This is a genomic window from Streptomyces tricolor (assembly GCF_002155905.1).
Taxonomy (GTDB): domain Bacteria; phylum Actinomycetota; class Actinomycetes; order Streptomycetales; family Streptomycetaceae; genus Streptomyces; species Streptomyces tricolor.
On the sequence record NZ_MUMF01000354.1, the window covers coordinates 1 to 7,988 of the forward strand.

The following is a 7,988-nucleotide window of genomic DNA, read 5'->3' on the forward strand; positions in this document are numbered from 1 at the left end:
ACCCCGCCCCGCCCGCCGAGGTGCCTCCGGTCACCGGCTCCGGCCAGGGCCTGATCGGCCTCACGGAACGGGCCACGCTGGCGGGGGGACGCCTGGAGCACGGTGCGCGGCCCGACGGCGGGTTCGAGGTGCGGGGGTGGCTGCCGTGGCCGCGGACCTGAGGCCGGCCGCGCCCGGACACCGCGGCCCCGGCGCCGGTACGCGCGGACGGCGGTCCGACACGGTGTCCCCCCGGCAGAGCGGTACGCGCACGCGTGCGCCCCGCTCCGGACCGTTCCCGCCGTCCCGGCCCGCCACCCGTGATTACGTGACCCCATGACTGCGACGCCGATCAGACTCCTCCTCGTCGACGACGACCCCCTGGTACGCGCCGGACTCGCGCTGATGATCGGCGGGGCCGAGGACATCGAGATCGTCGGGGAGGCCGCCGACGGNNCCCGACGTCGTCCTGATGGACATCCGGATGCCCTCGGTGGACGGGATCACCGCGACCCGGCGGCTGCGCGCCCGCCCGGACGCACCGCAGGTCGTGGTGCTCACCACCTTCCACGCCGACGAACAGGTGCTGCACGCGCTGCGCGCCGGGGCCGCCGGTTTCGTGCTGAAGGACACCCCGCCCGCCGAGATCGTCGACGCCGTGCGCCGGGTCGCCGCCGGCGACCCGGTCCTGTCGCCCGCCGTCACCCGGCAGCTGATGCGGCACGCGGCCGGTACCGCCGCCGACACCCGGCAGACCCGCGCGCGGGAGCGCCTCGCCGTCCTCAACGACCGCGAGCGCGAGGTCGCCGTCGCCGTCGGCCGGGGACTCGCCAACGCCCGGATCGCCGCCGAACTCTTCATCAGCGTGGCCACCGTCAAGGCCCACGTCTCCCGCGTCCTCGCCAAGCTCGGCCTCGACAACCGGGTCCAGATCGCCCTGCTCGCCTACGACGCCGGGCTGCTGGACGACGACGGGGGCCGGGACGGGATCCCGGGCGGAGGGAGCGGCGGCGGGCACTAGCCGGAGGCCGTGTGCGTTGTCCTGGTGACGGGAGACACCCGGCAGGACCTCGGGGGAGTCCGAAAGGGGAGCGATGCGCCATGAGCGCTGACCAGGTACTCGATCTGAGCGAGTGGGGCGACCAGCTGCGCCGCGACCCCCACCCCGTGTACGCGCGCCTGCGCGAACTGGGGCCCGTCCACCGGGTCCGCCTGCCCGCCGCGGACGGCCACTACGACACCTGGCTGGTCGTGGGGTACCAGGAGGTGCGGGCCGCGCTCACCGACCCCCGGCTGGCCAACGACGGCTCCCGGAGCGGCGCGCGCCCGCTGGACGAGGAGCTGATCGGCAAGTATCTGCTGCTCGCCGACCCGCCGCAGCACACCCGGCTGCGCGGCCTCGTCGCCCGCGCGTTCACCATGCGCCGGGTGGAGGAGCTGCGTCCGCGCATCCAGCGGATCACCGACGACCTGCTGGACGAGATGCTGCCGCGCGGGCGGGCCGATCTCATCGACGCGCTCGCGTACCCGCTGCCGATCACCGTCATCTGCGAACTGCTCGGCATCCCGGAGATGGACCGCACGGAGTTCCGGAAGATGTCCACGGAGCTGGTCGCGCCCACCAGCGCCGAGGCCGAGCACGACGCGACCGTGCGCCTCGCGGAGTACTTCACCGGGCTGATCGAGGACAAGCGGTGCGCCGGGCCGACCGGCGATCTGCTCAGCGACCTGATCCGCACCACCGCCGAGGACGGCGACCGGCTCTCGCCCGGCGAGCTGCGCGGGATGGCGTACCTGCTGCTCATCGCGGGCCACGAGACGACGGTCAACCTCATCGGCAACGCGGTCCTCGCCCTGCTCACCCACCCCGCCCAACTCGCCGCTCTGCGCGCCGACATGTCCCTCCTGGGCGGCGCCGTGGAGGAGGCGCTGCGCTGGGAGGGCCCGGTGGAGACCAGCGCGTTCCGGTACGCCGCCGAGCCCCTGGAGATCGGGGGTGTCCGTATCGAGCGGGGCGACCGGGTGCTGGTCGGCCTCACCGCCGCCCAGCGCGACGCCGCCCGCTACGCCGAGCCCGACCGCTTCGACATCCGCCGCGACACCCGCGGCCACCTCGCCTTCGGCCACGGCATCCACTACTGCCTGGGCGCGCCCCTGGCCCGCCTGGAGGGCAGGATCGCGATCGGCACCCTCCTCGAACGCGCGCCCGGCCTCACCCTCGACGGCGAGCCGGGGGAGTGGCTCCCGGGCATGCTCATGCGAGGCGTGAGAAGCCTGCCGGTGCGCTGGTAGGGAAGCCGGGGGCGCCCTGGGGAGGCCACGTTCGGTGACGGCCGCCGGCGGCGGGTTGCCCCGGCTCGGGCGCCCGGAGGTGGTTGGCCTGGCGGCGGGCGCCTCATGACGCTTGCTCCGACGGTTGCCTCGGTGGCGGGTGTCCGGTGGAGGTTGCTCTGGTGGCTGGGTGGTCCGTGGTGGTGTCTCGGTGGCGGGTGTTCCGTGGTGGGTCCGGTGGCGGGTGCCTCCGTGGCGGGTGCCTCATGGCGGTTGCTCCGATGGTTGTCCCGGTGGCCGGGCGCGGGGTGGCGGTGGCTCGGTGGGGTGTCGGTGGCGGGTGCACCGTAGCGGTGTCTCGGTGGTGGTTGCTTCGGCGGCGGGCGCCTCCGTGGCGGGTGCCTCATGGCGGTTGCTCCGATGGTTGCCCCGGTGGCCGGGCGCACCGTGGCGGTGGCTCGGTGGCGGGCGCTCCGTGGCGGGTGCCTCCGGTGACGGCCGTCGTGGTGAGGGGCGTCCGGTGGCGGCTGCCCTGGTGGCCGGGAGTCCCGGGACGGCCGCCCCCGTGACGGCCCACCGCCTGCGGTCTCAGCCGTACGCCGGCCCGGTGGCGCCCGGGATCTGTGCGAGCGGTACCGAGCGGCGTTCGCGGCGGGACAGTTCGCAGGCCTCCGCGATGCGCAGGGCCTGCAACGCCTGCCGGCCGTCGCACGGGTTGGGCCGCTCGCCGCGGACCACCTCCACGAAGGCGTTCAGCTCGGCCTCGTACGCCGCCCCGAACCGTTCCAGGAACCCCGTCCACGGCTTGTCCGCGGGCGGCGGCCCGGTCGGCTCCGTGGACGCGAGGGGCGTACGGTCGTCCAGGCCCACCACCACCGTGTCGCGCTCCCCGGCCAGCTCCATGCGGACGTCGTAGCCGGCGCCGTTCAGCCGGGTCGCCGTCGCCGTGGCCAGCGTGCCGTCGTCCAGCGTGAGCAGCGCCGCGCCCGTGTCGACGTCCCCGGCCTCCCGGAACATCGCGGGGCCGCCGTCCGCGCCGGTGGCGTACACCTCGCGCACCTCCCGGCCCGTCACCCAGCGCAGCACGTCGAAGTCGTGGATCAGCGTGTCCCGGAACAGCCCGCCGGACAGCGGCAGCCACTCGGCGGGCGGAGGGGACTGGTCGCAGGTCATGGCCCGCACGGTGTGCAGCCGGCCGAGCCGGCCGGAGCGTACGGCCTCCCGGGCCCCGGCGTAGCCCGCGTCGAACCGCCGCTGGAAGCCCATCTGGAGGACCGTGCCGGCCGTCTCCACCTCGGCCAGCGCCTGCAGCGTGCCCGGCAGGTCCAGCGCGATCGGCTTCTCGCAGAAGACCGGCAGTCCCGAGCGGGCCGCCCGGCCGATGTACTCGGCGTGGGCCGCCGTCGCCGTGGTGATCACCACCGCGTCCACGCCCCAGGTGAAGATCTCGTCCACGCCCGGCGCCGCCGTCTCGCCCAGCCGGTGCGCCAGCTCCTGCGCCCGCGCCGGGTCCGCGTCGGTCAGGATCAGCGACCCGACGTCGCGGTGGCGGCTGAGCGTCCTCGCGTGAAGGGTGCCGATGCGGCCCGTACCGATGACCCCGATGCGCATGGGAACAAAGTGGGGTCGGACCCCGTACCCTGTCAATGCGTATGTCCGGACAACCGGACTACACAACTTCCCGTCAACCAGGCACGGGACTACGCTCGGGCCCGTGCCGAAACCAGATGTGGACCCGACCGTGTCACTCGACCTCCGCGTGGACCGTAGCTCCCCGGTGCCGTTGTACTTCCAGCTCTCCCAGCAGCTGGAGGCCGCCATCGAGCAGGGCAGTCTCACCCCGGGCAGCCTGCTGGGCAACGAGATCGAGCTGGCCGCGCGGCTGGGCCTGTCCCGGCCCACCGTCCGGCAGGCCATCCAGTCCCTCGTCGACAAGGGGCTCCTCGTCCGGCGCCGGGGCGTGGGCACCCAGGTCGTGCACAGCCAGGTCAAGCGCCCGCTGGAGCTGAGTAGCCTCTACGACGACCTGGAGGCGGCCGGCCAGCGTCCCGCGACGAAGGTACTGGTCAACACGGTCGTCCCGGCCTCCGCCGCGGTCGCCGCCGCGCTCGGTGTCGCCGAGGGCGGGGACGTCCACCGCGTCGAGCGGCTCCGCCTCGCGCACGGCGAACCGATGGCGTACCTGATCAACCACCTGCCGCCGGGCCTGCTCGACCTGGACACCGACCAGCTGGAGGCCACCGGCCTGTACCGGCTGATGCGGTCCGCCGGGATCACCCTGCACAGCGCCCGCCAGTCCATCGGCGCCCGCGGCGCCACGACCGCCGAGGCCGAGCGGCTCGGCGAGACCGAGGGTGCCCCGCTGCTCACCATGCAGCGCACCACCTTCGACGACACCGGCCGCGCGGTCGAGTTCGGCGACCACACCTACCGCCCGAGCCGTTACTCCTTCGAGTTCCAGCTGCTCGTACGGCCCTGATCGGCCGCCCGCCTTCGTCGCAATGTCCGGACAATGCGACCCGTGGCTCCTCCCCGGTCATGTCATGAGTGTTCCCCATGCTCGATACTGGAGCGTTTGGGGCCGCTGATGCGATCGACGGCCCCTTGCGTCTGTAGGAACACAGCAAGAAGGGCACGGCCTCGTGGCACGGTTTCGGACCTGGGTAGGCATAGCGCTGGCGGGGGCACTCTCCGTGTCCCTCGCGGCGTGCAGCAGCACCGGAGGCAAGCGGGCGGAGGACGCCCGCAAGGCCGCCGCCGCCCAGGGCAGGGCGGCGGTGAACACCCCCCGCTGGACCTTCGCGATGATCACGCACTCCGGGGACGGCGACACTTTCTGGGACATCGTGCAGAGCGGCGCCGAGCAGGCCGCCGTCAAGGACAACATCAACTTCCTGTACTCGCACGACGACGAGGCCCAGCAGCAGGCCCAGCTGGTGGACGCGGCCGTGGACAAGAAGGTCGACGGCATCATCGTCACCCTCGCCAAGCCGGACGCCATGAAGGCCGCCGTGGCCCGCGCCGAGAAGGCCGGAATCCCGGTGATCACGGTGAACTCGGGCTCCGAGGAGTCCAAGGCCTTCGGTGCCCTCACCCACATCGGCCAGGACGAGACCATCGCCGGTGAGGCCGTCGGCGACGAGCTGAACCAGCGCGGGAAGAAGAAGGCCCTGTGCGTGCTGCACGAGCAGGGCAACGTCGGCCACGAGCAGCGCTGCGACGGCGTCGCCAAGACCTTCCGCGGCACGCTGCGCAAGCTCTACGTCAACGGCACGAACATGCCCGACGTGCAGTCCGCCATCGAGGCCAAGCTCCAGGCGGACCGGTCCATCGACGCCGTGGTCACCCTCGGCGCGCCCTACGCCGACACCGCCGTGAAGGCGCGGACGGACGCGGGCAGCAAGGCCGAGGTCGACACCTTCGACCTCAACGCCAAGGTCGCGGCCTCGCTGGAGAACGGCACCCTCGGCTTCGCCGTGGACCAGCAGCCGTATCTCCAGGGCTACCAGGCCGTCGACCTGCTGTGGCTGTACAAGTACAACGGCGACGTCCTCGGCGGCGGCAAGCCGGTCCTGACCGGCCCGCAGATCATCACCAAGGACCAGGCGTCCGCCCTCGCCGAGTACACCGAGCGGGGCACCCGATGACCGCCACCGTGGAACGCGGCGGCGACACGACGCCCGAGGCGCCCAAGACGGCCGACGAAAGGATTCTGCACAGCTCTCCGCTGCGAAAGCTGCTCACCCGCCCGGAACTCGGCTCGGTCGTCGGCGCCCTCGCCGTCTTCGTCTTCTTCGCCTTCGCCGCCGACGGCTTCCTGCGCGCCTCCAGCCTCAGCACGGTCCTGTACGCCTCCTCGGCCATCGGCATCATGGCCGTACCCGTGGCCCTGCTGATGATCGGCGGCGAGTTCGACCTCTCGGCGGGCGTCCTGGTGACGTCCTCCGCACTGGTCTCCTCGATGTTCAGCTACCAGATGACGGCGAACACCTGGGTCGGCGTGGGCGTCTCGCTGCTGGTCACCCTGGCCATCGGCGCCTTCAACGGCTTCATGCTCACCCGCACGAAACTGCCCAGCTTCATCATCACGCTGGGCACCTTCCTGATGCTGACCGGCATGAACCTCGGCTTCACCAAGCTGATCGGCGGCACGGTCTCCACCAAGACCATCGCCGACATGGAGGGCTTCCCCAGCGCCCGCGCCGTCTTCGCCTCGACGCTCACCGTCGGCGGCGTCGACGTCAAGGTCACCATCCTGTGGTGGCTCGGCCTGGTCGCCCTCGCCTCCTGGATCCTGCTGCGCACCCGCACCGGCAACTGGATCTTCGCCGTCGGCGGCAACGAGGACGCGGCCCGCGCGGTCGGCGTCCCGGTCGCCAAGACCAAGATCGGCCTCTACATGGGCGTCGCCTTCGGCGCCTGGATCTCCGGCCAGCACCTGCTGTTCTCCTTCGACGCCGTCCAGTCCGGCGAGGGCGTCGGCAACGAGCTGATCTACATCATCGCGGCCGTCATCGGCGGCTGCCTGATCACCGGCGGCTACGGCAGCGCGGTCGGCTCGGCCGTGGGCGCCCTGCTCTTCGGCATGACCAGCAAGGGCATCGTCTTCGCCGAGTGGAACCCCGACTGGTTCAAGTTCTTCCTCGGAGCGATGCTGCTCCTCGCGACCCTGCTCAACGCCTGGGTCCGCAAGCGCGCGGAGGCCACCAAGTGACACTCGTCGAGCTGACCGACGTCAGCAAGCACTACGGCACCGTCCGCGCCCTGGAAGGCGTCTCCCTGGAGGTCCACGCGGGCGAGATCACCTGCGTCCTCGGGGACAACGGCGCGGGCAAGTCGACGCTGATCAAGATGATCGCGGGCCTGCACCGGCACGACGGCGGCACCCTGCGCATCGAGGGGGAGGAGACGACCCTGTCCTCCCCGCGCGAGGCCCTGGACCGGGGCATCGCCACGGTCTACCAGGACCTCGCCGTGGTCCCGCTCATGCCGGTCTGGCGCAACTTCTTCCTCGGCTCCGAGCCCCGCAAGGGCGTGGGCCCCTTCAAGCGCCTGGACACCGACCTCATGCGCCGCACCACCCGCGAGGCGCTGCTCCGCATGGGCATCGACCTGCGCGACGTCGACCAGCCCATCGGCACCCTGTCGGGCGGCGAACGCCAGTGCGTCGCCATCGCGAGGGCGGTCCACTTCGGCGCGAAGGTCCTGGTCCTGGACGAGCCGACGGCGGCACTGGGAGTGAAGCAGTCCGGTGTGGTCCTCAAATATGTGGCCGCGGCCCGGGACGAGGGCCTGGGTGTTGTCTTGATCACCCACAACCCGCATCACGCGTATCTGGTGGGTGATCGCTTTGTGCTGCTGCGGCGCGGCACCATGGTGGGCCATTACACGCGGGACGAGATCACGCTCGACGAGCTGACGCAGCAGATGGCCGGCGGCTCCGACCTGGACGCTCTGCGCCATGAACTGCAACGAGGCTGAGGGGCACGGGGCCGCGCCGATGCGCGGCCCCGCCGCGCGGGCACGAGCGACCACGACGAACCCGCACTCGGCGACGATCACACACCGCCACCCCCGGCCCCGCACGGCACCGAGCGTGAGCGTGCGGCACAATCGAGCCCGATGAGCACCTACCGCGACCTCACCGCCCCCATCGGTTCCCGCCGCGCCCCGGTCCTGCGTACCGTCGGCACCCGGGGTGCGGTCAGGTGGGACCGGCGTTCCCGGGTGCCGACGGT

Annotated in this window: 6 protein-coding genes and 3 pseudogenes; 8 read left to right on the top strand and 1 reads right to left on the bottom strand. The window is 72.4% G+C overall.

Features of this window, described 5'->3' with window-relative positions; all coding sequences use genetic code 11:
• The 3 genes and pseudogenes from CCN44_RS46450 to CCN44_RS24575 form a co-directional block, all read left to right on the top strand.
• Window positions 1–161, top strand: a pseudogene (locus CCN44_RS46450) (sensor histidine kinase); the annotation flags it as partial.
• Window positions 162–315: 154 nt separating this feature from the next.
• Window positions 316–1,000, top strand: a pseudogene (locus CCN44_RS24570) (response regulator).
• Window positions 1,001–1,080: 80 nt separating this feature from the next.
• Window positions 1,081–2,271 (top strand): cytochrome P450 family protein, encoded by a 1,191-nt coding sequence (locus CCN44_RS24575; protein WP_059253873.1) that lies wholly within the window; start codon window positions 1,081–1,083, stop codon window positions 2,269–2,271.
• Between the two features lie 567 nt (window positions 2,272–2,838).
• Here the strand turns inward: CCN44_RS24575 and CCN44_RS24580 are convergent.
• The gene (locus CCN44_RS24580) at window positions 2,839–3,861 is read right to left on the bottom strand and encodes a Gfo/Idh/MocA family protein (RefSeq protein WP_086699556.1); all 1,023 of its coding nucleotides are present in this window, start codon (window positions 3,859–3,861) and stop codon (window positions 2,839–2,841) included.
• A 130-nt stretch (window positions 3,862–3,991) separates the two neighbouring features.
• On the opposite strand from CCN44_RS24580, the gene CCN44_RS24585 reads away from it, so the two are divergent.
• The 5 genes and pseudogenes from CCN44_RS24585 to CCN44_RS46455 all read left to right on the top strand — a co-directional run.
• A complete protein-coding gene (locus CCN44_RS24585; RefSeq protein ID WP_086699560.1) occupies window positions 3,992–4,729 on the top strand; it encodes a GntR family transcriptional regulator in 738 nt (245 codons plus the stop codon).
• 163 nt (window positions 4,730–4,892) lie between these two features.
• Window positions 4,893–5,897 carry a sugar ABC transporter substrate-binding protein gene (locus tag CCN44_RS24590; RefSeq protein ID WP_059253880.1) on the top strand — a complete coding sequence of 335 codons (1,005 nt, stop codon included), beginning with the start codon at window positions 4,893–4,895 and terminating at the stop codon, window positions 5,895–5,897.
• Entirely contained in the window at window positions 5,894–6,964 is a 1,071-nt protein-coding gene (locus CCN44_RS24595) for an ABC transporter permease (protein ID WP_059253883.1), read from the top strand. Before CCN44_RS24590 ends, CCN44_RS24595 begins: the two co-directional genes overlap by 4 nt.
• Window positions 6,961–7,731: an ATP-binding cassette domain-containing protein gene (locus CCN44_RS24600; protein ID WP_059253885.1), complete on the top strand. Its 771-nt coding sequence runs from the start codon at window positions 6,961–6,963 to the stop codon at window positions 7,729–7,731. Before CCN44_RS24595 ends, CCN44_RS24600 begins: the two co-directional genes overlap by 4 nt.
• A 141-nt stretch (window positions 7,732–7,872) precedes the next feature.
• Window positions 7,873–7,988 (top strand): annotated as a pseudogene (locus tag CCN44_RS46455) (ROK family glucokinase); the annotation flags it as partial.

What these genes read in the sequence shown, in the direction of transcription:
- CCN44_RS24575 (WP_059253873.1), top strand. Translation starts at nt 1,081, where the DNA reads ATGAGCGCTGACCAGGTACTCGATCTGAGCGAGTGGGGCGACCAGCTG.
- CCN44_RS24580 (WP_086699556.1), bottom strand. Translation starts at nt 3,861, where the DNA reads ATGCGCATCGGGGTCATCGGTACGGGCCGCATCGGCACCCTTCACGCG.
- CCN44_RS24595 (WP_059253883.1), top strand. Translation starts at nt 5,894, where the DNA reads ATGACCGCCACCGTGGAACGCGGCGGCGACACGACGCCCGAGGCGCCC.